The sequence below is a fragment of the Streptomyces spinosisporus genome (assembly GCF_022698145.1).
Classification (GTDB): Bacteria; Actinomycetota; Actinomycetes; order Streptomycetales; family Streptomycetaceae; genus Streptomyces; species Streptomyces spinosisporus.
Genome location: NZ_JALDAX010000006.1, coordinates 107,210 through 128,222 on the forward strand (window position 1 = coordinate 107,210; position 21,013 = coordinate 128,222).

The 21,013-nt window shown below is 68.9% G+C and carries 23 protein-coding genes and 1 pseudogene; 13 read left to right on the forward strand and 11 right to left on the reverse strand.

Features of this window, described 5'->3' with window-relative positions; all coding sequences use genetic code 11:
• Positions 1-215: 215 nt before the first annotated feature.
• The 4 genes from MQN93_RS17880 to MQN93_RS17895 all read right to left on the reverse strand — a co-directional run bounded on the left by MQN93_RS17880 (position 216) and on the right by MQN93_RS17895 (position 2,514).
• A complete protein-coding gene (locus tag MQN93_RS17880; RefSeq protein WP_242710257.1) occupies positions 216-914 on the reverse strand; it encodes an N-acyl homoserine lactonase family protein in 699 nt (232 codons plus the stop codon).
• 65 nt (positions 915-979) lie between these two features.
• Positions 980-1,426 carry a GNAT family N-acetyltransferase gene (locus MQN93_RS17885; protein WP_242710258.1) on the reverse strand — a complete coding sequence of 149 codons (447 nt, stop codon included), beginning with the start codon at positions 1,424-1,426 and terminating at the stop codon, positions 980-982.
• 8 nt (positions 1,427-1,434) lie between these two features.
• Complete coding sequence (locus tag MQN93_RS17890; RefSeq protein ID WP_242710259.1) at positions 1,435-1,941, reverse strand: GNAT family N-acetyltransferase; 507 nt, start codon at positions 1,939-1,941, stop codon at positions 1,435-1,437.
• A 3-nt stretch (positions 1,942-1,944) separates the two neighbouring features.
• Positions 1,945-2,514: a dihydrofolate reductase family protein gene (locus MQN93_RS17895; RefSeq protein ID WP_242710260.1), complete on the reverse strand. Its 570-nt coding sequence runs from the start codon at positions 2,512-2,514 to the stop codon at positions 1,945-1,947.
• A 154-nt stretch (positions 2,515-2,668) separates the two neighbouring features.
• Here MQN93_RS17895 and MQN93_RS17900 point away from each other — a divergent pair, with 154 nt between their 5' ends.
• The gene (locus MQN93_RS17900; protein WP_242710261.1) at positions 2,669-3,718 is read left to right on the forward strand and encodes a GlxA family transcriptional regulator; all 1,050 of its coding nucleotides are present in this window, start codon (positions 2,669-2,671) and stop codon (positions 3,716-3,718) included.
• Between the two features lie 205 nt (positions 3,719-3,923).
• Positions 3,924-5,876: a LamG-like jellyroll fold domain-containing protein gene (locus MQN93_RS17905; RefSeq protein ID WP_372504381.1), complete on the forward strand. Its 1,953-nt coding sequence runs from the start codon at positions 3,924-3,926 to the stop codon at positions 5,874-5,876.
• Between the two features lie 45 nt (positions 5,877-5,921).
• On the opposite strand, the gene MQN93_RS17910 is transcribed toward MQN93_RS17905, so the two are convergent.
• From MQN93_RS17910 to MQN93_RS17920, 3 genes are all read right to left on the reverse strand, one after another.
• Positions 5,922-6,308 (reverse strand): DUF6479 family protein, encoded by a 387-nt coding sequence (locus MQN93_RS17910; protein WP_242710263.1) that lies wholly within the window; start codon positions 6,306-6,308, stop codon positions 5,922-5,924.
• A 121-nt stretch (positions 6,309-6,429) separates the two neighbouring features.
• The gene (locus tag MQN93_RS17915; protein ID WP_242710264.1) at positions 6,430-7,335 is read right to left on the reverse strand and encodes a hypothetical protein; all 906 of its coding nucleotides are present in this window, start codon (positions 7,333-7,335) and stop codon (positions 6,430-6,432) included.
• Between the two features lie 34 nt (positions 7,336-7,369).
• Positions 7,370-7,693 carry an ANTAR domain-containing protein gene (locus tag MQN93_RS17920; RefSeq protein ID WP_242710511.1) on the reverse strand — a complete coding sequence of 108 codons (324 nt, stop codon included), beginning with the start codon at positions 7,691-7,693 and terminating at the stop codon, positions 7,370-7,372.
• Between the two features lie 269 nt (positions 7,694-7,962).
• Between MQN93_RS17920 and MQN93_RS17925 the strand changes: the two genes are divergently transcribed.
• Positions 7,963-8,565 (forward strand): flavodoxin family protein, encoded by a 603-nt coding sequence (locus MQN93_RS17925; RefSeq protein WP_242710265.1) that lies wholly within the window; start codon positions 7,963-7,965, stop codon positions 8,563-8,565.
• 75 nt (positions 8,566-8,640) lie between these two features.
• Here MQN93_RS17925 and MQN93_RS17930 read toward each other — a convergent pair whose 3' ends face one another.
• Positions 8,641-9,243 (reverse strand): chemotaxis protein CheB, encoded by a 603-nt coding sequence (locus MQN93_RS17930; RefSeq protein ID WP_242710266.1) that lies wholly within the window; start codon positions 9,241-9,243, stop codon positions 8,641-8,643.
• Between the two features lie 186 nt (positions 9,244-9,429).
• Between MQN93_RS17930 and MQN93_RS17935 the strand changes: the two genes are divergently transcribed.
• Positions 9,430-10,059 carry a diguanylate cyclase gene (locus MQN93_RS17935; RefSeq protein WP_242710267.1) on the forward strand — a complete coding sequence of 210 codons (630 nt, stop codon included), beginning with the start codon at positions 9,430-9,432 and terminating at the stop codon, positions 10,057-10,059.
• 27 nt (positions 10,060-10,086) lie between these two features.
• On the opposite strand, the gene MQN93_RS17940 is transcribed toward MQN93_RS17935, so the two are convergent.
• On the reverse strand, positions 10,087-11,019 hold the full coding sequence (locus MQN93_RS17940) for a ketopantoate reductase family protein (RefSeq protein ID WP_242710268.1): 933 nt from the start codon (positions 11,017-11,019) through the stop codon (positions 10,087-10,089).
• A gap of 79 nt (positions 11,020-11,098) precedes the next feature.
• Between MQN93_RS17940 and MQN93_RS17945 the strand changes: the two genes are divergently transcribed.
• The 6 genes from MQN93_RS17945 (at position 11,099) to MQN93_RS17970 (ending at position 16,993) form a co-directional block, all read left to right on the forward strand.
• Complete coding sequence (locus MQN93_RS17945; RefSeq protein WP_308404340.1) at positions 11,099-11,761, forward strand: CGNR zinc finger domain-containing protein; 663 nt, start codon at positions 11,099-11,101, stop codon at positions 11,759-11,761.
• A gap of 26 nt (positions 11,762-11,787) precedes the next feature.
• Positions 11,788-12,693 (forward strand): AraC family transcriptional regulator, encoded by a 906-nt coding sequence (locus MQN93_RS17950; RefSeq protein WP_242710513.1) that lies wholly within the window; start codon positions 11,788-11,790, stop codon positions 12,691-12,693.
• Between the two features lie 190 nt (positions 12,694-12,883).
• Positions 12,884-13,798, forward strand: coding sequence for an ABC transporter ATP-binding protein (locus MQN93_RS17955; protein ID WP_242710269.1), 915 nt, complete (start codon positions 12,884-12,886; stop codon positions 13,796-13,798).
• Positions 13,795-14,631, forward strand: coding sequence for an ABC-2 transporter permease family protein (locus tag MQN93_RS17960; RefSeq protein WP_242710270.1), 837 nt, complete (start codon positions 13,795-13,797; stop codon positions 14,629-14,631). Before MQN93_RS17955 ends, MQN93_RS17960 begins: the two co-directional genes overlap by 4 nt.
• Before the next feature lie 113 nt (positions 14,632-14,744).
• Positions 14,745-15,449, forward strand: coding sequence for a response regulator transcription factor (locus MQN93_RS17965; protein WP_242710271.1), 705 nt, complete (start codon positions 14,745-14,747; stop codon positions 15,447-15,449).
• Positions 15,446-16,993 (forward strand): sensor histidine kinase, encoded by a 1,548-nt coding sequence (locus tag MQN93_RS17970; RefSeq protein WP_242710272.1) that lies wholly within the window; start codon positions 15,446-15,448, stop codon positions 16,991-16,993. Before MQN93_RS17965 ends, MQN93_RS17970 begins: the two co-directional genes overlap by 4 nt.
• A gap of 71 nt (positions 16,994-17,064) precedes the next feature.
• Here the strand turns inward: MQN93_RS17970 and MQN93_RS17975 are convergent, their stop codons facing one another.
• Together MQN93_RS17975 and MQN93_RS17980 are read right to left on the reverse strand one after the other, a co-directional pair.
• The gene (locus MQN93_RS17975; protein ID WP_016430345.1) at positions 17,065-17,529 is read right to left on the reverse strand and encodes a peptidoglycan-binding domain-containing protein; all 465 of its coding nucleotides are present in this window, start codon (positions 17,527-17,529) and stop codon (positions 17,065-17,067) included.
• Between the two features lie 206 nt (positions 17,530-17,735).
• Positions 17,736-18,302: a dihydrofolate reductase family protein gene (locus tag MQN93_RS17980; RefSeq protein WP_016430346.1), complete on the reverse strand. Its 567-nt coding sequence runs from the start codon at positions 18,300-18,302 to the stop codon at positions 17,736-17,738.
• Positions 18,303-18,650: 348 nt separating this feature from the next.
• Here MQN93_RS17980 and MQN93_RS17985 point away from each other — a divergent pair, with 348 nt between their 5' ends.
• The 3 genes and pseudogenes from MQN93_RS17985 to MQN93_RS17995 all read left to right on the forward strand — a co-directional run bounded on the left by MQN93_RS17985 (position 18,651) and on the right by MQN93_RS17995 (position 21,006).
• The gene (locus tag MQN93_RS17985) at positions 18,651-19,025 is read left to right on the forward strand and encodes a roadblock/LC7 domain-containing protein (RefSeq protein WP_016430347.1); all 375 of its coding nucleotides are present in this window, start codon (positions 18,651-18,653) and stop codon (positions 19,023-19,025) included.
• 109 nt (positions 19,026-19,134) lie between these two features.
• Positions 19,135-19,281: pseudogene (locus MQN93_RS17990) on the forward strand (transcriptional regulator); the annotation flags it as partial.
• A 492-nt stretch (positions 19,282-19,773) separates the two neighbouring features.
• The gene (locus MQN93_RS17995; protein ID WP_242710273.1) at positions 19,774-21,006 is read left to right on the forward strand and encodes a sensor histidine kinase; all 1,233 of its coding nucleotides are present in this window, start codon (positions 19,774-19,776) and stop codon (positions 21,004-21,006) included.
• Positions 21,007-21,013: the final 7 nt, after the last annotated feature.

The window sequence follows — 21,013 nt, forward strand, 5'->3', positions numbered from 1 at the left end:
CGCACCGCTTTCGTTCGTTCGACGGCAGGGGTGAGGTGTCGAACCGGCGTTTAAACCGGTTTGAATGATTGCCCCGTAGCCTCAAGGCAGAGAGCGCGACAAGTCAAGGGTCGACCTGAAACTGACCGACATTGTCCGCTTATGCCCTGTTTTGGCGGTGCGGCATCGCCGAATGGCAGCGGAAAAGGAGAAGTACTGGGGGCCCGGAAATCGCCTTACGCCGGTTCCCAGACCGAGCAGTCATGCGCGAAGAGGACGCGACGCGGGTCGAATTCGGCGAGCCGCTCCAGCCAGTGCGGGTACGGGGGCAGCGGATGCGCCACGCCGTCCAGTGCCGCCCGGCGGGCCAGTTGATCGGACGCGAAATGGGAAGCGAAGTCGTGCGCCTGGCCGGCGAGGACGACGGTGCCGTCGGATTGGCGCAGGACCAGCGACTGGTGCCCTTGGGTGTGCCCGGGTGTCGGAATGATCCAGACGCCCGGCCAGACCTCCGTTTCGCCGGTGAGTTCCTCGTAGGCCGCGGCGGGGAAATCAATCAGTTCGTCGAAGGTGTAATCGCCGTTGCGGGCGGTGGTCAGTTCGACGTCCTGGACCAGGATGGGCTTGCCGCCCAGTAGTGGATTGCCACCGCAATGGTCGAAGTGAAGGTGGCAGTTCGCGACCAGGGAAATGTCCTCGGGCGCGACTCCGGCCGCCGACAGGGCGTCCCGCAGGTCTCGACGTCGGGGACGGTAGTGGGCTTCGGTCTCCGGGTCCGCGTTGCCGATACCGGTGTCGAAGAGGATCAGGCCGTTCTCGTGCTGCACCAGATAGGCAAGCACAGGTTCGACCCTCGGATGCGGGCCACCGGCCTCCGACGCGGGCCGCACGAAGTACCCCAGATCGAGCCGACGCACCCTCATGTCCTGTGCCATACGGCCATGTTGACACGACGTAGGCGCCGTCGGCCGCCCGGTTCACGGAACGGTCGTACGCCGGCTCAGGCCAGACGGAGGTCGATCCAGGGCACGGTGTCGCCCTCGCGCAGCAGATAGCGTTCGAGTTCGACGAAGCCGTGCCGTTCGGCGAAGCGCAGCCCGTCCGGATTCGAGGCCAGCACCACGGTCTCGATCACCTGCGCATCCCACGCGCGAGCCTGACCCATGGCGCGCTCGTAGAGTCGAGTACCCAGGCCACGGCGGCGATGCTCGGGCAGAACCCGCGCGATGACGGTCGCGGTGGCGCCGTTGTCCTCGGTCGGCGGGCGCACGGTGGTGCAGCCGATCAGGACGTCCCCGAGGTGGGCGACCTCCATACGATTGCGGCCGGTACGGGCGCGCACGTCGTCGAGCGACAGCACGTCGCCCGGAATGATCAGGTTGTGGACGTATTGCCAGTCGCGGATCGAGGCGTCGTCGTCCACCGCTCGGAAACGGAGATCGTTCATCGGCATGCTCAACCGTAGACCGGAACCTCCCTGTTGGAGAAGTACGGCTTCGCGAACGGGAAATCGGTGGCGACCCAATGGCGGAGAGCCCGGTAGAGGGTGAGGTAGTGGCCGCGTTCGTAGGCGTCGGGGGTCACCCACCAGCTCACGTCGACGTCGTACTCCAGCTTGTCCTCGGTGAGACGGGTCCGTCGGCCCATCGGATACAGATAGCAGCACCCGAGATAGTGGCCGCCGGAGTCGTACACGGCGTAGGCGAACGACTCCCCCTCGCGGAATTCGCATTCGTGCCAGACGAGGTCGACGAAATTGAAGTCGGCGGTGACCGGTTCGACCGGCCAGGATCCGCCGCGGGTTCGGCGGATGATGTCGAGGCTGGCGTTGATCCCGCGGACATCGTCGTCGAGGTGGTCACGGGTCAGCGCGTCGGCGCGGATGTCCTCGTAGACCAGCTCCCGCGGGGCACCCCACCCCTCGGGCAGGTGCAGGCGCTTGATGAGCCGCTCGATGTCCATCGGTCAAACTGCCCCTTCGGCAGGCCGGGTTCGATAGGTGAGCAGGACGATGCCGCTGTCGAGTGGGGCCGTGTCGACCAGGTCGAACATGGCGGTGGCTCCGGACCGGAAAAGGAGATCGCTGCTGCCCGTGCCGGTGCCGAGCATGAAGGGGTGCACCCACAGGCGCAGTTCGTCCAGGAGTCCGTTCGCCATGAGTTCGTGCGCGAGTTGACCGAATCCGTACTGCACGATGTGCCCGCCGGGTTTCTGCTTCAGTTCGGCGATGGCGTCGACAGGGTCGCGGTCGATGACGGTCGTGTTGTTCCACGCCGGGTCGGTGAGTGTGGTCGAGACGACGTACTTCGGCAGGGCGTTCATCCGGTCCCCCATGGGCATACCGGCCAGGCCGGGCCACACGGCGGCGAAACTGTCGTACGTATGTCGACCCATCAGTACCGCGTCGCTGTTCTCCAGCAGCCGCAGCTGGATGTCGTTCCCCTTCTCCCCGAAACCGCCCGTCGAGGGCCAGTTCTGGGGATTCTGGATAACGCCGTCCAGAGTGACGTAGGTGGAATTGACGATCTTACGCATGCCGAGCTCCCTCTCCGTTTGCGATCATTCTCGCGCCTGCCTGGACGTGGCTGCGGCATTGGCTGTGAAACGGCCGGCAGCGCGCCTCGATAATGGACGAATCCGACCCTGTCCGAACAGTCGACGGCGTGCCGCGTTTCGATAGGTTGTCGCCATGCATCGGGTCGCCGTGATAGCCGTCGATGGAGTCGCCGGATTTGATCTCATTGTGCCCGGTCAGGTATTCGGCACCGCGCATTCGGTGGGCAAGGCGCCCGGGGCACTTCTCGGCGCACCGTTGTACGAGGTCAAAGTCTGCGGCCGGCCATCCGAACTCATGGTCACGGGCGTGGGCGGTGCGGATTTGTTCCGCCTCTCGGCGTTGTACGACCTTGCCGAGGCGGTGGACGCCGACACCGTCGTCCTCCCGGGCATGCCCATGCCTGGGGTCGAACCCGCAGCCGGTCCCGCAGTCGCAACCACGGCCGAACTCGCCGAGGTGCTGCGCGTCGTGTCGGCCGCGTACGAGCGGGGCGCACGCGTGGTGGCCATCTGCAGCGGCGCGTTCGTCCTCGCCCGAACCGGACTCCTCGACGGCCGCCGCGCCACATGCCACTGGACCGACCTCGCAGCCTTCGCGACGAACTTCCCAGCGGTGCACGTCGTCCCGGACGTGCTCTACGTCCAGGACGGCCGACTGGTCACTGCTGCGGGAGCGGCCACGGGCACGGACGTCTGTCTGCACCTGATCCGCCAGGACTTCGGTTCCGCGGTCGCTGACGACGTCGCCCGGCACTTCGTGGCGACACCCCAGCGTGATGCCGCGCAGGCCCAGCTCGTCGTGCACAAGGCACCGCACCCCGGCGGCGACTCGCTCGAACCGACCATGCGGTGGATGCGTGAGCATCTCGGCGAACCCCTGACCCTCGCCGATGTCGCGACGCACGCCGGGGTCAGCCCCCGGACCCTGAACCGGCGCTTTCGCGAACAGGCCGGCACGACACCCATGCAATGGCGACTGCGGCTACGCATCCACCACGCACAGGAGCTGCTCGAGACGACCACCCTCTCGGTCGACCAGATCGCACGGCACTGCGGGTTCGGCACGGCCATCGCACTCCGTCAGCACTTCGCCCGACTGGTCCACCAATCCCCGCTCGCCTACAGGCGTTCGGTGCGGGCCAATAAGAACGGCAGCGGCAACGGCAGCCGAAGCGACGGCTGAACCGAGCATCGAATACGCGGCCGGGCGACGCCGAACCAGCCCGTCACCTTCCGCTCACCAACCGATCAGCTCCCGGCCACAGTCTGACGTCGGCTTTCCATTCCGGGAAACGCCTGATCTCCGTTTGTCATCTGACGTCCGCCCGGTCCGGGCCGCTCCTGAGTAGCGTCGTCGCTGTTCAACGACCCACTCGGAAGAGGCCTTTATGTGCATTCATGATGACACTCCGTCAGAGGGTATGGCCGGTCACAGCCGGCGGGGCTTTCTGCGCAACGCGGCACTGGCCGGAGCCGGAACGGCGGCCCTGGGTGTCGGTACGTCCGCGCTCGGTGCCACGCCCGCTGTCGCGGCGGACGCCGGCAAGGGTGGCAAGGTGGGCCCGTGGAGACCGGATCCGACCGCCCTGCAGTTCACCCTCGCGGTCATGCCGGACACCCAGTTCCTGTACTGGGGCAGCCAGGACAGCGTCAACCGGACGCCGCAGGAGGAGTCGTTCCGCTACATCATCGACAACAGCAGCGACTCCAACCAGAACATCGTCTTCATGGCGCACCTCGGTGACCTGACCCAGGACGCCGACGCATCATCGTTCCAGCAGGTCGACAAGGCCTTCGCCCTGCTGGACGCACACGGTGCCGCGTACAGCGTGGTGGCCGGCAACCACGACGTGTCCGGTGACGACAGCCGCGGCGACACGCCCTATCTGCAGACTCTGGGTCCGCAGCGGTTCAGGCGCGCGAAGACGTTCGCGGGGGCGGACCCGACCGGCTACAACACGGCGCACATCTTCCAGGCCGCCGGTCGCTCATGGCTGGTGCTGGCTCTGGACTGGCGGACGACCGACCAGGGCTTCGCATGGGCCAACGAGGTCATCAAGGCGCACCCCAAGCTGCCGGTCATCCTCACTGCCCACGACATCGTCTACTCGGACTACGATGACAACGTTTTCCCGTACGAGTCGGGCGACCCGGAGAACAACGCCGCGCTCTCCGACTACGGCAAGACGATCTGGGACAGGCTCATCAACGAGAACGACCAGATCTTCCTCACCCTCAACGGGCACTACTGGCCCTCGGGCCGTACGACCAAGAAGAACGCCGCCGGCAACGACGTGCACATGCACATCACCAACTACCAGAACCGCTACTTCGGCGGTGGTGGCATGATCCGGCTCTACCACTTCGACCTGGCCCGCAACACGATCGACGTCGAGACGATCAACCCCTGGATCCTGGCCCAGGACCCGGAGTCCCGCACGGAACTGGCCGCCGAACACGCCCGGATCAGCGGCCCGGTCGACGACTTCTCGATCGCCATCGACTTCGAGAAGCGGTTCTCCGGATTCATTCCGGTTCCGGTGCGACCCTCCAGGCCGGCCGCCAGGGAACTGGTGAGGGGCACGGTGGCGTACTGGCGTTTCGACGGACAGGGCAAGCCCGGCTCGCCGCTCACCGCGGGCCAGACGATCCGCGACCTGTCCGGCACGGGCAACGACCTGACGGTGGCCACCGTGCCGGGCACGGCCGCCGACGCGCTCACCTGGTCCGCCGACCACCACCCCGACCAACCCGGCCACGCGAGCCTGAAGTTCGCCGGCGGCAGGAACCCGCTCCACGGCACCTACCTCACCACGGGAGCCCACGCTCCCCTGAACGAGGAGACGTTCAGGTCCGGGTACACCGTCGAGACGTTCGTGATGATGCCGCTGGACTGGGACGCCGGTAAGAACGGCTGGGCGGCGATACTGAGCCGCCGGGGTTCGGCCGAGGCGGCCGGCAAGCACGGCAAGAACACCGACCCGGGCGAGCCCCTGGTCCAGCTGGCCATCTCGAACAACGGCCGCGAGCCGCAGTTCAACCACTATCCGCTCAACAACACCTACCCGACGACCAACTGGGGCCACGGCCTGGTGGAGCTCAAGTGGTGGCACCTCGCGGTGGTCAACGACGGCCGTCGTACTCGGCTGTACGTCGAGAGCGCCCCGGTGGTCGACAATCCGAACCGTGAGTCGAACGGCCTCACGTCGCTCGGGTTGCCCTGGCTGGTGGGCGGCCATGAGTACGCGGGCGAGATCGACATCGTCTTCCACGGCAACGTCGGTGACATCCGCATCGTGAACCGTCCGCTGGCCACGAAGGAGTTCCTCACGGCCAGGTAGTGCGGCTCGGCGCGCGGCGAGGGCGCGGGAGCTTCGGCGATCGCCCTACTCTCCGCCCGACCCGCCGCTGCCGAAGGAACCGCTCGAGCCCCGGGACCAGCGCCGTCGTCGCTGATCCGGGCTTCGCGTGCTGCCGGGGGCGCCGAGTTCGTGTGGGGTGAGCCGCTCGCTCTCGTCGGCTGCCCGGGGTACCTCGTGCGGCTCCCGCACCTGGTGGGTCTCGTGCACAGGTCCGCTCGACGGCAGGGTGGGGTGCTCTCCGCGCCGTGGGGCCCGCGGCTCACGACGGCGTGCCTTCATACCGAACCTGATGGCCCAGATGAGCCCACCCACCAGGACGAGTCCGACGACGAGGACGGCGATGACGCCGCCCGCGTTCGTCGCGGCCATGTCGTTCTGGAGCATCGTCATCTCCGCCGTATACCCCGTCATCGGCCGGATGCTCGTACGGCGGGACAGGTTTCGCGGCTGATGCGCATGACCGTTGCGATCAGTTCCTCTTGGCCGTCAGGCGTGTGACTCCTCAGCCGTCGGCCGCGTGGCTCCTCAGTCGTCAGCCGCGTGGCTCCTCAGCCGTCAGGCGTCTGACCCGCTCGGTGGCGGTCTTGGCGCGCCGGCGAGCCTCGCTTACCCCGCGGTCGGCGGATCTGGCCTCGTCGCGTGCCTTGCGTACGGCCGTTTCGGCCTGCTGCTGTTCCTTCTCCAGCCGCCTCAGTTCCTCGGTCAGTTCGCTGACGCGCTGCTGGAGCGTGTCCGCCTGCGACTGTGCGTCGTCCGCCTGCCGGGCGGCCTGCGCGGCCTCGTCCTGGCGTGCGTTCAGGTCGCGCTCGGCGGCCTCGGCCTCTTGCCGGGCCTTTTCGAGTCGGCGGCGGTGTTCTTGGTCGGCCTTGGCCCGGGCGGCGTCGCGTCTGGACTCCCGCCGGGGTGTGGCCTTCGCGGGGCGAGGTGTGGGTTTGGCGGGCCGCGGGCGGGCCCCTTCGGCGGTCGCCGGGAACCCCGCGACCCCGTCGAAGGCCTTGACGAGGCGCCCCGTGGCCCACTCCTCGGCGGCTCCGGTGTCGGCGAGCACGGCATGCAGGATGGTCTCCACCTCGTGCTGGGCGCTGTCGCTGATCGGGTGCCCGGCCTGGTCCGCCAGGCGGCGTGCCTGCCTGGACAGCTCGTTGATCACGACATGCTGCTGCCGACTGAGGTCACGCAGCTGCGACCCGTCCAGATCACGGTGTGCCTGCCGCAGACCCTCGCCCAGGCGTAGCAGCGATTCGGTCTCATCCGGCTGCTCACGGACCAGGAGGTTGCTCGCCCAGGCCGACAGGCTGGGCCGACGCAGTTTGCCGATCTTCCCGGCCAGCATACGATCGCCCGCCGCACGAGCCTCGGCCGCCCGCGCGTCCCGAGCGGAGGTGAAGTCGTCCGGTCGTAGCCCGTACAGCTCGTCCGCGACAGTCTCCAGGTCCATCGCGTCCCTCCATGCTCGGCTTCGCCCGGCTTGGTCACCTGTCCAAGGGACGGTTCAGCCGGGCGGTCAACGCGTCCCTGATCGGCGTCGGCAGCTCGCCGGAGCGCGCCCAGGCGACCAGCGACTCCGCCACCCGCCGGAGTTTGATGTTGGTGCACATGGACGTCTCACGGACGATGTCCCAGGCTTCGTCGGGCGTCACCCGGGCCACGGTCACGATCACACCCAGCGCCTGGTCGATGACCGCATGGGAGTCCACTGCCCGCCGAAGCTGCATGACCTCGGCCTCCAGTTGGTCGATCGTCGCGTCAGGCGTCTGCGGTGCCTGGACCGCGTGGGCGGGCCGGTCGGGACCCATAGTCACTTGAGGCTCCATTGTTGAAGGGTCATCGTAGGGCGCCTTCCCAGGCTCGGAGCGGGCAGTCGTCTTCCCAGGCCTCCGGCTGATTCCGTACGTCTGCATGGGGGCGCAGGGCTGGGGGACTCGGGGGTGAGGCCGGGTCGGCCGAGTTCCCCGCGGGGGCCCGCCCGGCCAGGTTCCCCGGGTTCTGACCGCGAGCCTGGGGAGCCGCGCTACGCCCCGTAGCAGTGGCGTGTCCGACGCCGCTCCCCGACATCGGAGCCGACGTGAAAGCACTCATTGTCAACTGCACGCTCAAGAAGTCACCCGAGCCCTCCAACACCGAGGCCCTGGCCACAGTGGTCGCCGAGCGACTGGCCGAACATGCCGTGAAGGTGACGCACGTGAGGGCCGTCGACCTCGACATCGCGCCCGGCGTCGTGACCGACTCGGGAGGCGGCGACGAATGGCCCGGCGTCCACGAACAGCTCCTGGAAGCGGAGATCCTGATCATCGCCTCCCCCACCTGGCTGGGCCGTCCCTCCTCCGTGGCGCAGCGCGTTCTGGAACGCATGGACGCGATGATGTCCGAGACGGACGACCAGGAACGTCCCGTGGCCTACAACCGCGTGGCCGGCGTCGTCGTCACCGGCAACGAGGACGGCGCCCACCATGTCATCAGCGAGATCTCCGGGGCGCTGGCGGACATCGGCTACACGATCCCCGGCCAGGCCTGGACGTACTGGCACCTCGGCCCCGGACCGGGCCCGGACTACCTTGAGGAGCAGCGAGGCCGCGACTGGTCCCACAGCACGGCACGCGCCATGGCGGACAACCTCTACGGCGTCGCCCAGGCCCTGGCGGCCACACCCCTGAAGGCCCCGGGCTGAACCGGACGCCACGCTCACGCCGGGCTCGTCACTGGTCGAATGAGGCGAGCCATGGTGAACGGGGAATCGGGTGGGTCATGGCGGGCTCTGCATCAGGCGGGTGATGGCTGGGGCGATGTCGGTGAGAGCCAGCACGAAGTCCACCTGGCCCGTACCGACGGCAGCTTTGGGCATGCCGTGGAATTCGGCCGTTCCCGGGTCCTGCACGATGACCGTGCCCCCGTGGGCCTTGACCGCTTCCACGCCCCGGGCGCCGTCGCTGTCCGAGCCGGTGAGTACGCAGCCGATGACACCCTTGCCGTACACCTGCGCCGCCGACTCGAAGAGTGGATCAGCGGCCGGGCGGGCGTAGTTGACCCGTTCCTCCCTGGTCAGGAACAGCGACCCGTCGGCGCGCATGCACAGGTGCCGATCGGGCGGAGCGATGTAGACGGTGCCGGGTGCGGGCTCCTCGCCGTCCTCGGCGAGTTTGACGGTGAGGGCGGTGGAACGCGACAGGATGTTCACGATGCGCGTCTCACGAGCGCGGTTGAGGTGCTGGGCCACCAGAATCGGCACGGGCAGCGCGGCCTCGAGCCCGCCCAGCAGCGTACCGAGCCCTTGGATGCCCCCGGCAGAGGAGGCGATCAGCACCGCCGACCACCGGTCCTGTACGTCCTCTTCCTGTCCGCTCTGCACGTGCGAAGGCTATCGCAGGGGCCCTGAACAGGCTCGTCTTCCGACGGGCCGGGCGTGAAGGTGGACCCGGCCGAATGTGAACGCGTCCGCGGGGCACGTGGCGTCCTGTGGCAGAGGACGGGTACTGGGAAGCCGCCCCTGCCTACGGGCTCGAGGAGCGCGGACGAGATGCCACGGGAGGTTGTCATGGGAGCGCGTGTTCTGCCACGGGGGATGTGGCGGCAGCGGCGCAGGGCCGGTCTGCCGGGCCGGTCCCGCTCGGCGGACGTGGAGGAGGCCAGCCGCCGGTTTCTGCTGCTCGGGCTTCTCCCGCTGTGGGTGGTACCGGGCCTCGCGGACTGGTGGATGCACCGGCGCACGCACATCGAGCGGACCAGCGGGGCCAAGGAGTCCATGGTCCACGCGCTGATGATGACCGAGGCCGGCGTCCCGGTGGTCGTCGGGCTCCTCGCGCGGGTCAATCCCCTGGTACTGACCACGATGGGCGCGGCCGCGGTTGCGCATGGCGCGACTGCCGTCTACGACGTGTGGCTGGCCAGCGGCGAGCGTGAGATCCGCCCGATCGAGCAGCACATCCACAGCTTCCTGGAGGTGCTTCCGCTCACCGCGCTGGCGTTCACCGCCTGTCTGCATCCCGAGGAGGTCCGCGCCACTCTGCGCGGCGGGCCGGGCCGGCAGGACTGGCGCCTGTCCCCGAAGGAGCGCCCGCTTCCGGCCGCGTATCTCGGGGGCCTCGCCGCAGTCATTGGCGCAGGGGTGATCATCCCGTATGCCGAGGAGCTGCGGCGCTGCCTGAGGAGCCGGCCCACCGGTTAGTCAGAACCGGGGTTTCGCCGCAGAGTGCTACATCGAGGGCGACGAGTCCCCCTCGATGTACGGCGCCAGGATGTCGGCCACCGTCCGGTTGCGCGGTACCGCGATGCCCAGTGGCTCGGCGAGGTCGACAACTCCCCCGCTGAGCCAGGGCAGTTCGAGTCGGTTGCCCTTCTCCAGGTCGTTGTGCATCGACGACGTCATGGTTGCGGGAAGGGTGTCGCAGAAGTCCATCTGGGTCTGCACGAACGTCTCGTCCAGCTTCACGCCGGAGGCACGCGCCACCTCGGTGGCCTCCTGCATCACCTCGCTCAACAGGACGCGTGTGCGGTCGTTGGACCGTACGACGCCTATGGGGCGGCGGACGGCGGCCGTGGTGGCCGACAGCCCCACGAGGAAGACGAACTTCTCCCAGATCACCTTCTCGATGTCGGTGCTCGGTTCCGTGTCGATCTCGGCGTCGCGGAACGCCGTGTGCACGGCCTCGCTCATGGTCGCCTGTGTGGCGAGGTAGGGCCCGACGATGATCTTCTGCAGGGTGTTGTTGTGGACGACGACACCGGGTTCCTCGATGAACGCCGAGATGAAGCAGGTGCCGCCCAGCACGCGCTCCTCCCCCAGGTGGCTGCGGAGGATGAGGTCCTTGTGCACTCCGTTCTGCAGGGACAGGACGTGTGGGTCGCCCAGATCGGCCGAGCTCAGCCGGAGCGCTATGTCTTCGGTGTCCCACAGTTTGACCGCGACGATCACGAGATCGGTGGGGCCCAGCTCACCGATGTCGGCGACGGCCGAGGACGGAGGCGTCCTGACGTCTCCCAGCGGGCTGCGGACCAGGAGCCCTGATCGACGTATGGCCTCCAGGTGACGGCCCCGGGCGACGAAGGTGACGTCATGGCCGGCCGCGGCCAGCCGCGCGCCGAAGTATCCGCCGACCCCGCCTGCTCCGATCACTGCGATACGCACGGTTCATGGTCCTTTCGGCGCGCTTCTTCATGGCTTGGCATGCTTCTTAATAACCTTTTGAATGGTTACTATGGTCCGCATGGGCGTCTCCACGCAAGACCAACCCCGACGGCGGGTCACGGAGCAACAGCGGGACCTTCGCTTCGACGCGGGCGCGCTCTGCCTCAATCTCGTGGCGACCGTGGGCCGCCGTCCGCACATCCCGGTCGAACGGATGGGAGACGCGGCACGGCTCGAGGCATGGTGCCGTGGCGTGGGGGTCTCCCTCGCGCAGGGATATGACGCGGCCGGTCTCCTCGCGTCCCTGCACGAGCTGCGTACGGCCGCGTTCGACATCGCCTCCTCGGCCGTGGACGGGCACGCGCCCGCCCCACAGGCCATCGCACTCGTCAACCGGCTCGCCCGTATCCATCCCCCGGCGCCGCAAATGGAGCTGACCGCCGGCGGCCCCCGAAGCAGTCCGGACAGCGAACTGCTGACGGCGCAGGAGCTGTTGTCCGTCATCGCGCGGGACCTGATCGACCTCATGTCCGACGACGCACGCCGCTCGCGGATGCGCGCCTGCGCAGGCGAGACATGCCGGATGATCTACGTGGACACACCCGGCGGCCGGCCGCGCAAGTGGTGCTCCATGCGGCGCTGCGGAAACCAGGCCAAGGCGGCGAGCCACCGCAGGAGGTCCTCTCCGTCCCAGGACGGCGGTCCCGGTGCCGGCCCGAAAGACTCACCATGGACGCCGTAAGTCATCTGCTCCGCATGGCGAGAGTCATGGCCGAACTGGACCGGCGGTGCCTCTTGGGCGGATCGACCCGGATGGACGTGGCCGGACGCCCTCCGTTGCAGGCGCAGTTTCACGTACTGCTCGAGGGCCGGTGCCAGTTGCAGGTGGGTCGGGTGCTGCTGGAGATGAGGCCGGGTGATCTCGTGCTGATCCCCAGTGGGTCGCCGCACCGGGTCATCACTCCGGGAGACGGTCCGTTGCGCACCACGGACGAGACGGCCGGGGACTCCTTCATCACCATGCACAGTGCGGACGGCGGTCCTGCGGTCATCGACCTGTTCTGCGGGCACTACAGCTTCGACCCGGGTGCCGGCGCGGTCCTGTTCCGCAGCCTGCCGGACCCCGTGCACGTCTCCTTCGGCGACTCACGTGAGACCGACGAAGTCCTGCGGATGCTCAGCGCGTTGATGCGGGGCGAAGCCCGACGGGAGGGCACGGGCACGGCCGCGATCCTGTCGGCGCTCTCGACCGTGCTCCTGGCGATGGTGCTGCGGACCGCCCCGAACCCGCCCACCGCTGAAGCACTGTGGACCGCTGCCTCGCACCCCCGCGTGGTCGCGGCGATCGAATGCGTACTCGACGACCCGGGAGCCGACTGGTCCATCGAGCGCCTCGCCCGCTCGGCGGGCATGTCCCGTGCCACCTTCCTGCGTCATTTCTCGCAGGAGACCGGGATGAACGTGGGCGCATTCGTCACCCGGGCTCGTGTGATGGCAGCTGCCGACCTGCTGGGAAACTCGGACGCGACCGTCGCCACGGTCGCCGCACGAGTCGGTTATCACTCGGAGTCCGCCTTCTCCCGGGCCTTCCGGTCCGAGGTCGGTATGACGCCGGCCCGGTACCGGCGCGATCACCGCCACCGGGCACAGCCCGCGAAGGGCGAGGCGACCTGAGCCGCTTTCATGTGAGTTTCATGGGAGATCCCCGGGCGCAGGCCACGTGATCACCGACTGGCGCAGGTCACGAGCGTGTGGCTCCCATACGGCACTCATGTTCGCCCAGAAGCCGTGAACGTCTCCACCCGAGAGTGAAGCCGGGCTCGTGGACACCGAGCCCTGTTCTCTCTCGGCTTGTGGAGACCCGATGATCGAGGTACGCGGACTGACCAAGCGCTACGGCGAGGTCCTCGCCGTGGACGATCTGACCTTTGCCGTACGCCCCGGAGAGGTGACCGGTTTTCTGGGGCCGAACGGGGCCGGGAAGTCGACCACCCTGCGCATGATCCTGGGACTCGACGCGCCGAGTTCGGGTACGGCGACCGTCGGCGGGATGTCCTTCACCGCGCAGCCCGCCCCGCTGAGGGCGGTCGGCGCTCTCCTGGACCCTGGTGCGGTGCTGCCCAGCCGCTCCGCCTTCCACCATCTGCTGGCCCTCGCGGCCGGCAACGGGATTCCCCGCAGCCGGGTCGACGAGACGCTGGCCGAGGTCGGTCTGGAGAAGGTGGCCCGGCGCCGGGCGGGGACCTACTCGCTCGGTATGCGTCAGCGCCTGGGGATCGCCGCGGCGCTGCTGGGCCGCCCGCCCGTCCTGGTCTTCGACGAACCGCTCAACGGGCTCGACCCCGAGGGCATCGTGTGGATCCGCTCGCTCATGCGGAACATGGCCGCCGAGGGGCGTGCCGTACTGATGTCCAGCCATCTGATGAGCGAGATGGAGCTGACCGCCGACCACCTCATCGTCATCGGCCGCGGCAAGCTGATCGCCGACACCACGATGAAGGACTTCATCGAGGCGCATTCCGAGCGCGAGGTCCTGGTGCGCAGCCCGCAGACCCAGGCCTTGCGCCGCCTGCTGTCCGAGGCCGGCGACGTACGGGCCGAGGACCACGACACCCTCGTGGTGACCGGTCTGGAGGCCGCCCGGATCGGAGCCCTGGCTGCGGCGGGCGGGGTGGAGCTGCACGAGCTGTCCCCGCGCCAGGTCTCCCTGGAGAGGGCGTTCATGGAGCTGACCCAGGATGCGGTGGAGTACCAGGCCGGAAAGGAGACGAACCGATGATCAGCGCACTCGAGCACCGGAAGAAGTCCGCGCAGGGCCCGGCGGACACCGGCAGGGCCACCCCCTGGCACAGCCTGCACGCGGAGTGGATCAAGATCCGCACCATGCGGTCGACGGTGTTCGTGGTCCTGGGCACGCTGGCCTTCTGCGCGGGGCTCGCCGCGCTGAACGGGTCGTCCGCCGGCAGCGAGTACGCGGACCTGTCCCCCGCCGACCAGGCCGCCTTCGACCCGCTGGCGACCAGTCTGCGCGGCTATCTGCTCGCGCAGATCGCGCTGGGCCTGCTGGGGGGTCTGGTCATCACGTCCGAGTACGGGGCCCGCACGATCGTGCCCACGTTGACGTCCGTTCCGCACCGGGTGCGCGTCCTGGCGTCGAAGGCGGTGGTCCTCGTAGGGGTGGCCCTGCCGGTCGGGGTCCTGGTCTCGCTGGTCGGGTTTCTCGTCGGGCAGTCGACGCTGTCCGGGGCGGGTGCTCCGCACCTGGCGCTCTCCGACGGTGTGGCACTGCGCGGCATCTTCGGTGGTGGCGTATATCTGGCGCTGGCGGGACTCTTCGGACTGGCTCTGGGTACGATCATCCGCTCCACGACTGCCACGGTGACGACGCTGTTCGGCGTGATGCTCATCGTCCAGGCCTTCGCCCCGGCCCTGCCGGGAGGACTCGGCGACTGGGTGTCGAAGTACTGGCCGCCCATCGCCGGGGGACAGATCATCACCGCGGTCCAGGACCCGGAGCTGCTGAGGCCCGGTGCCGGGCTGGGGGTGATGGCCGGGTGCGTGCTGGTGTTGCTGACGGCGGCCTTCGTCGTCTTCCGCAGGCGCGACGCCTAGGGTGCGTTGTCTGGATCATGCGGGCGTCGCAAGCCCCTGGCCCGCACTCCCCCGCTGGCCCAGGACTGCACGGACACTGGAGGCCGGACGATCACCGGTCGGGAACGGATGCCATGGCGACAACACAACGCCTGCTGCTCGTGGAGGACGAGCCGACACTGCGTGAACTGCTGTCAGTGAGCCTGCGGTTGGCGGGTTTTCACGTGGTGCCGGTCGAGACCGGTGCTCAGGCGCTGGACGCGGTGCGCGAGCGGCACCCCGACCTGATCGTCCTGGACGTGATGCTGCCCGACATCGACGGCTTCGAGGTCGCACGCCGCCTGCGCGAGCGGCCGACGACGCCGGGGCAGGCCCATCCGCCGATCCTGTTCCTCACCGCACGGGACGCGGCCGAGGACCGGATCAACGGGCTGCGGGCCGGCGGGGACGACTACGTCACCAAGCCGTTCAACCTGGAGGAACTCATCCTGCGCATCCAGGCGGTCCTACGGCGCACCAGCGGCCGCCGGCCCGACAACCGGCTCGCGGTCGGCGATCTGGAACTGGACGTCGACAGTCACCAGGTCTCCCGCGGCGGAATGCCCGTCCCCCTGTCCCCGACCGAGTTCGACCTGCTGCGCGTCCTCATGGAGAACGCAGGTCAGGTCCTGTCCCGGGAACAACTGCTGGAGCGCGTCTGGCACTACGACTTCGGCGGCGACGACTCCATCGTCGCCTCCTACATCAGCTATCTGCGCCGTAAGGTCGACACCGGCGAGCCCAAGCTCATCCACACGGTGCGCGGCACCGGATACGTTCTGCGCAGGCCCCGCCCATGAACATCGACGCCGTCCGTGCGCCGATCCGCCGGCTGTCGCTGCGCGGGCGTCTCGTGGCCGTCTGCCTGCTGCTGGTCGTCGCCGCCCTGCTCGCCAGCAACGCCCTGCTGGTCACGCTGCTCCAGAGGCAGCTGGTGGACCAGCTGGACGACCGGTTGCGCGCCACCGCCACGGCGACATCGGCACTGCCCGACCTGGTCGACGCCCCCGGCGCGACGGATCCACAGGTGCCCGACGTGGTGGAGCAGCAGCTGACCGGTGATGTGTACATCGCCTCTCTCGACGCCGACGGCCGTCTGCGGCGGACCCTGCGCCCGGCCACCGGCGCCGCCCCGCGACTGCCCACGCTCGACATCTCGGCCGTCAGGGCCCATGGCACCCGCGCCTTCAGGGCGTCGGCCGAGGACGGTCACGACTGGCGGGTGATCGCCGTGCCGGTGGCATCCGAACCGCGACAGCCGACGGGGGCAGCCACGGGTGGCAGTGTCGTCGTGGCGGGCTCCTTGCAGCCGGTCAACAACACGATCCGGCACCTGGGCCTGTGGATGCTCGTCATCGACTCGCTGGTCCTGGCCCTGCTCGGCGTCGCCGGCTGGTTCGCCGTGCGTGCCGGGCTACGGCCGCTGCGCCGGATCGAGACGACCGCGGCGGCCATCGCGGGCGGCGACCTGGCCAGCCGCGTTCCCCAAATGGCTTCCACCCGTACCGAGTTGGGCCGCCTGTCCCATGCGCTCAACGGCATGCTGGACCGCATCGAGGCCGGGGACAGCGCCCGCGCGGCCACCAACGAGCGCATGCGTACGTTCATCGCCGACGCCAGTCACGAGCTGCGCACCCCGCTGTTCGGCATCAAGGGCTTCACCGAGCTGTACCGGATGGGCGGCATGCCCGAGCGCTCCGACGTCGACACCGCGATGAACCGCATCGAACACGAAGCGGCCCGTCTGGTGCGCATCGTCGAGGACCTGCTGTTGCTCGCCCGACTGGACGAGGACCCCGCCGCGCAGGCCCAGTTGCCGCTACGTCCCACGCCCATGGACCTGCGCACCCTGGCCGCCGACGCCCTGCACGACCTCAAGGCCCTCGCTCCCGACCGTGCCGTCACCCTGACCGGCCCCGGCGGCGGGCCAACGGGCGAGGCTCCCGTTCTGGGCGACGAGGCACGCCTGCGGCAGGTCACCTCCAACCTCGTCGGAAACGCCATCGCCCACACTCCGCCCGGCACCCCGGTCCGTATCGGCGTGGGTACGCAGGACGGCCGGGCGGTTCTCGAACTGAGCGACCAGGGGCCCGGTATGACGGAGGATCAGGCCGCGCGCGTCTTCGACCGCTTCTATCGCGCGGACACCGGACGCGGCCGAACCGAGACCGCCCGCGGCCGAACCGAGACCGGCGGGGCGGGCTTGGGCCTGTCCATCGTCCGCTCCCTGGTCTCGGCCCATCACGGCCGGGTGGAGGTGGACACCGCCCCCGGCCGGGGCGCCACCTTCCGGGTACTGCTGCCGCTGCACCCCGACACCCTCGCCGAGAGCGCCGAACGGTAGAGCGGCACGCCCCGTCCGGATCGAACGGACGGGGCGCACACGGCAGTCCGGGTGACGACGGGTGGGTGCGGTCAGCACCAGCCTCCGCCGAGGTTGGCGAACGCCTTCCAGGCCGCCCTGGTCTTGGTTCCGGCGACACCGTCGATGCCGCCGGTGTCGTAGCCGATGGAGACGAGGAAGCGCTGCAGGCCGCGGATGGTGTTGGGGCCGACCACGCCGTCCACGGTGCCGGCGTTGTGTCCGCGGTCGTTGAGGAACAGCTGCCACGCCTTCCAGCTGTTGGTGCCGAGCCGGCCGTCGATGGGGCCGGGGTTGTACTTCCCGACGGGTGCGGCGTCGCGGACGTAGCACTGGGCGCTCTTGGCCTCGGCGGTGTTCAGGCCGAGGTTGTTGACCGCCTGGATGGTGACGGTCTGGGTGGATGCCTGCTGCGCGGGTGCGGCGGTGGCCGCGGTCGCTCCGGCGAGGGTGCCGATGCCGAGTGCGGCCGCGGTGAGGGTTCCGAGCAGTGTCTTCGTGAGCCTGGTCAGGGCCATGTGTGAGTTCCCCGATGGTGGGTGACGGTGAATGAGGCAGCGCAGTTCTGCGCATGACGCCGACGCGTCGTGCGCTTGAATCTGGTGGTGGAAGGGGCGCCTCAGAAGCCTTTTTCCGGCCAACCAGAACTCTCAACTGCCAACCGCCACAGACGACTTGAAACGCACCGGCCGCACCCCGGCGTGAGCTCGGCGAACGAGTCGGGCTAGCGCCGTACGCGGTAGCGGAGGTAGACGAACTTCGAGCTGAAGGTGCGGGTCTCGACGAGTTCGAGATCCACCCGGCGCTCGTGCCGGACGAAGTACGGAATGCCACCGCCGACCAGCACCGGGTGGACCACGACCCGGTACTCGTCGATCAGACCCAGCTTGTCCGCCTGGGCGGCGAGGTCCGCTCCCCCGATCGCGATGTCCCCCTCCCCCGGCTCGGCCCGCAACCGCTCGATCTCCTCGGCCAGGCCACCGGAGGCCAGACGGGCATGGCCCTGCACCTCCGACAGCTTGGTGGAGAACACCACCTTGGGCAGGGGATTCCAGAGTGAGATCCATTCGCGCGTGTCGGCGTCGAGCGTCGCGTCCTGTTCGGCGGTCTCCCAGTACAGCATCGTCTCGTACAGCCGTCGCCCCATGAGGTGCACGTCGACGTCGCGGATCTCGTCGATCCAGAACCGGAAGACGTTGTCGTCCGGCGCACTCCACTCGAAGCTGCCGTCCGGCCCGACGATGTAGCCGTCGAGTGAGGCGCTCATCGAATAGGTCACCTTGTGCGTCACAGATTCTCCTCGGTCAAGGGTTCGAAAGTACGACCGTCCCACGCCGCGGAACTCATCGCTGCTCGCGGTGTTCGCGGCGTTTCGCGGAATTGCGTAGAGAGACTCTCAGTGCCGCATGCGCGCCGGCTCGACCGACACCGCTTGACGGACCGGAAACCGAGGGTCAACTTCGCGCCCGCTCACGGCACTTCCGGTGGGCCGAACGGTCCGTTCGGGACCCTGTTCGGTCGTCGGAGGTCAGTCCCAGAGAGTTCCTCCCCTCGTCCCGCCTTCGTGCATACGGTCCGGAATCCGAGGCGGGTCGCCGGCATCGGCCCGCGCAGACGACGGCAGGCAATGGGAGGCGCAGTGGCGAGTGTGGAAGTGTCGTTGAAGGACATGATGGCCGGGATCGAGGGAGCTTTAGGGGCAGCGGTCGTCGACTACACCAGCGGAATGGCGCTGGGCACGCTCGGCGGAAGCAAGGACCTGGACCTGACGGTCGCCGCGGCCGGCAACACGGATGTCATCCGGGCCAAGGTCCGCACCATGGAGCAGCTGGGTCTCAAAGGCAAGATCGAGGACATCCTGATCACGCTGGAGCGTCAGTACCACCTGATCCGACTGGTGAACGGACGCACGGGCAACGGTCTTTTCCTCTACCTCGTCCTCGACCGGGCCAATGCGAATCTGGCCATGGCCCGCCATCAGCTCAGGCGCGTGGAGGAGGCGATCGAGATCTAGCGTCCGAGGGCGACCGGGGTCACGTCCGCCCCTCATGTGAAGACTTCTTCAAGTCGGCACATCATCCCGAGGCGGAGCGCCGTGCGGCGGTGTCTGCCGACGCCGCCGCATTCGCTACGCCCTCGCCGGAGGCGACGTCGCCGAACTCCTGCGTGCCGCCCGCCGGATCCTCACCGAGCTCCTCGCCGGACAGCACCAACTCCTCGCCGAACTGCAGCAGGCCGACACCCCGGCCACGCTCCGCACCACCGGCTGAGAAACCCCGCGACGTACAAGAGGAGTTGTACGCGTTGGCAAGCTCATCGTGCGGGACAGGACAGAGGTCACCACGGTTGCGCCGCAGCACCCAAGTACCGCCAAGGTTTACCCCCATCGTCAATCGGTGGGTTGACGATCGGCCCGGGGCAGCTCCCGTAGCGTCGGCGTCGAACGCGGGGCACTCCACGGGGTGGCGACCGGGGGACGGCACATGAGGCGGCACGGGGACACCTTCATGACCGGGAGAGAGCATGGCCGTGGGGGAACCATGCTCGTCGCCCCCTGCGATGCCGTGGTCGTGGCCACGGCATCGCTGCCGGGGTGCACCGCATCCGCCGGCCGGCCGTCCACGCACGGCCGGCCGGCGGACGTCGGGAAGCCGCAGAAGCGGGTGGAACGAGCGCGCCTCTGAGACCGCACCGTCGCGTAGCGGGAACCCCGGTCGTCGAAGCCGACAACCGGGGCGCCGTCGTGCCCGTACCCTGCGGCCGTGGAAAGGACCGGACAGTTGATCGGACGACGTCAGCGGTGGTTCCTGGATGTCGCGTTGGCGGTGGCCTTCACGGTGGTGGCCGTACTGTTCGGCCGTGAACCCGAGCCGGGGTCGCAGTGGCAGCCTCAGGACGCCCTGGGCATCGCGATCACCTGCCTGGTCAACGCACCGCTCGCGGCACGCAGGCGCCTCCCGCTCGTGGTCTTCGCGCTCAGCAGCTCGGCCTGGGCCCTGTTCATCACGCTCGACTACTGGCCCGTGGTGAACTCGATGGGCCCCTTCCTCGCGCTGTACACCGTCGCCTCGCTTCGGCCGTTGCGCCCGGCGGTCGTGTGCGCGGTGGTGATGGGTGCCGTGTGGGTGTACGCCGGCTGGCGCGCGGGCCAGCCCACGCCCGCCGTCTTCGCCCAGGCCGTCGTCTTCCCTACCGTCGGCTGCCGGTTCGGCGTCGCCGCACGGGTCTCGGCCCACCGCGCCGACCGGCTCGCCGAGTTGGCGGAACAGCTGCGCCGCGAGCAGCAGGACCGGATGCGCCGAGCCGTCGCCGAGGAGCAGCGCCGTATCGCCCGCGAACTGCACGACGTGGTCGCCCACCACATGTCGGTGATCAACGTGCAGGGCGGACTGGCAAGTTACGTGTTCGACAGCGCGCCGGAGACCGCCCGCTCGGCCATCCGCACGATCAACGAAACCAGCCACGAGGTGCTGGGTGAACTGCGCCGCATGCTGACACTGCTGCGCACCGACGCCGACACCGGCGGCCCGCACGCCGATCCGCGCCACGCGGACGGCGACGCCCCGGAGTCCACGCCATACACCCCGATGCCCGGAGTCTCCCGGCTCGGCGAGATGGCCGAGCGCATCACGGCCGCAGGTGTCCCCGTCGACCTGCACATCCGGGGCGCGCCCCGGCCGTTGACACCCGGCATCGAGCTGTGCGCGTACCGCGTGGTGCAGGAGGCCCTGACCAACGTCCTCAAGCACGCCCGCCCCGCGAACGCCACCGTGGTCGTCTCCTACGACCCGCGCGAACTGACGATCACCGTCACCGACGGCGGTCGGCCACACCGCTCGCTTCCGGACAACGTCCCGCCGTCATCCGGCCACGGCTTGATCGGAATGCGGGAACGCGCCAGGCTCTACGGCGGAACACTGGACGTCGGCCGGCGTGCCGAAGGGGGATTCAGGGTGCGCCTGGTCCTTCCCGCCTGGCTGTACGCCGCGAGTTGAGGAGACT

What these genes read in the sequence shown, in the direction of transcription:
- MQN93_RS17880 (WP_242710257.1), bottom strand. Translation starts at nt 914, where the DNA reads ATGGCACAGGACATGAGGGTGCGTCGGCTCGATCTGGGGTACTTCGTG.
- MQN93_RS17885 (WP_242710258.1), bottom strand. Translation starts at nt 1,426, where the DNA reads ATGAACGATCTCCGTTTCCGAGCGGTGGACGACGACGCCTCGATCCGC.
- MQN93_RS17890 (WP_242710259.1), bottom strand. Translation starts at nt 1,941, where the DNA reads ATGGACATCGAGCGGCTCATCAAGCGCCTGCACCTGCCCGAGGGGTGG.
- MQN93_RS17895 (WP_242710260.1), bottom strand. Translation starts at nt 2,514, where the DNA reads ATGCGTAAGATCGTCAATTCCACCTACGTCACTCTGGACGGCGTTATC.
- MQN93_RS17900 (WP_242710261.1), top strand. Translation starts at nt 2,669, where the DNA reads ATGCATCGGGTCGCCGTGATAGCCGTCGATGGAGTCGCCGGATTTGAT.
- MQN93_RS17905 (WP_372504381.1), top strand. Translation starts at nt 3,924, where the DNA reads ATGTGCATTCATGATGACACTCCGTCAGAGGGTATGGCCGGTCACAGC.
- MQN93_RS17910 (WP_242710263.1), bottom strand. Translation starts at nt 6,308, where the DNA reads ATGACGGGGTATACGGCGGAGATGACGATGCTCCAGAACGACATGGCC.
- MQN93_RS17915 (WP_242710264.1), bottom strand. Translation starts at nt 7,335, where the DNA reads ATGGACCTGGAGACTGTCGCGGACGAGCTGTACGGGCTACGACCGGAC.
- MQN93_RS17920 (WP_242710511.1), bottom strand. Translation starts at nt 7,693, where the DNA reads ATGGGTCCCGACCGGCCCGCCCACGCGGTCCAGGCACCGCAGACGCCT.
- MQN93_RS17935 (WP_242710267.1), top strand. Translation starts at nt 9,430, where the DNA reads ATGGGAGCGCGTGTTCTGCCACGGGGGATGTGGCGGCAGCGGCGCAGG.
- MQN93_RS17945 (WP_308404340.1), top strand. Translation starts at nt 11,099, where the DNA reads ATGGGCGTCTCCACGCAAGACCAACCCCGACGGCGGGTCACGGAGCAA.
- MQN93_RS17950 (WP_242710513.1), top strand. Translation starts at nt 11,788, where the DNA reads ATGGCCGAACTGGACCGGCGGTGCCTCTTGGGCGGATCGACCCGGATG.
- MQN93_RS17955 (WP_242710269.1), top strand. Translation starts at nt 12,884, where the DNA reads ATGATCGAGGTACGCGGACTGACCAAGCGCTACGGCGAGGTCCTCGCC.
- MQN93_RS17960 (WP_242710270.1), top strand. Translation starts at nt 13,795, where the DNA reads ATGATCAGCGCACTCGAGCACCGGAAGAAGTCCGCGCAGGGCCCGGCG.
- MQN93_RS17965 (WP_242710271.1), top strand. Translation starts at nt 14,745, where the DNA reads ATGGCGACAACACAACGCCTGCTGCTCGTGGAGGACGAGCCGACACTG.
- MQN93_RS17970 (WP_242710272.1), top strand. Translation starts at nt 15,446, where the DNA reads ATGAACATCGACGCCGTCCGTGCGCCGATCCGCCGGCTGTCGCTGCGC.
- MQN93_RS17975 (WP_016430345.1), bottom strand. Translation starts at nt 17,529, where the DNA reads ATGGCCCTGACCAGGCTCACGAAGACACTGCTCGGAACCCTCACCGCG.